Origin of the sequence: Mesorhizobium sp. M2A.F.Ca.ET.037.01.1.1 (genome assembly GCF_003998075.1) — a bacterium.
Taxonomy (GTDB): Bacteria; Pseudomonadota; Alphaproteobacteria; order Rhizobiales; family Rhizobiaceae; genus Mesorhizobium.
Map to the genome: position 1 here is coordinate 1 of NZ_RZSA01001587.1, position 808 is coordinate 808.

Here is an 808-nt window from a genome sequence, read left to right on the forward strand (position 1 = left end):
CAATACACCACAGCGCGCGACCTCGCCGTGCTGGTGACGGCGCTGCGCAATGATTTTCCACAGTATGCGCCCTGGTTCTCAATCGAAGGCCTTGCCGTCGGCAAGAAGGCGCTCCCGAACTATAATCTGCTCATCGGCCGCTATCCCGGCGCCGACGGCATGAAGACCGGCTTCGTCTGCTCTTCCGGCTTCAACATGATCGGCTCGGCGACGCGCAACGGCCGCACGCTGGTCGCCGTGGTGCTTGGCGAGAAATCGGCTGTCAGCCGCGCCGAGGCGGCCGCAAAGCTGCTCGACCAGGGTTTCGATACGCCGGCGGAGAGTTCGACGACGCTGGCCGCTCTCAAGCCCTATGGCGACACCCTGTCGCCCAACGACATGCATGACGAGATCTGCAAGAAGAAGCCGAAGGAAGAGCAATCCGAGGCGGCCCCCGAGGTCGCTGCCAAGGATAAGCCCAAGTCGCCCTATCAGGTGAAGCTCGACCACCCGACGCTGATCGCGGTCGGCCTCGGGGGCGCAACCGGACCGGCGCCCAAGGCATTCGTCGACCAGGCCGATCAGAACTATGCCGATGTGCCGGTGCCGAGCTGGCGGCCCGACAGGCCGGCGCCGGCCGACGCCGAGCCGGCGGCGACCGGAACGGCAGCCGCCGCGGCGCAAGGCGACCAGCCCGCCAAGGCGAACTAGCCATCATGAAGGGCGGCTTTCCCATCCCCGTCTCCGTTCTCACCGGCTTTCTCGGCGCCGGCAAGACGACGCTGCTCAATCGGCTGCTCAAGGATCCGGCGCTTGCCGATACGGCGGC

At 66.6% G+C, this 808-nt stretch carries 1 protein-coding gene and 1 pseudogene; both read left to right on the plus strand.

Annotated elements, in window-relative coordinates; genetic code table 11:
- A pseudogene (locus EOA27_RS38550) lies at positions 1-690 on the plus strand (D-alanyl-D-alanine carboxypeptidase); the annotation flags it as partial.
- Between the two features lie 5 nt (positions 691-695).
- Positions 696-808: GTP-binding protein (locus EOA27_RS38555; RefSeq protein ID WP_281059532.1), on the plus strand; the 113-nt coding region annotated here is incomplete at its 3' end.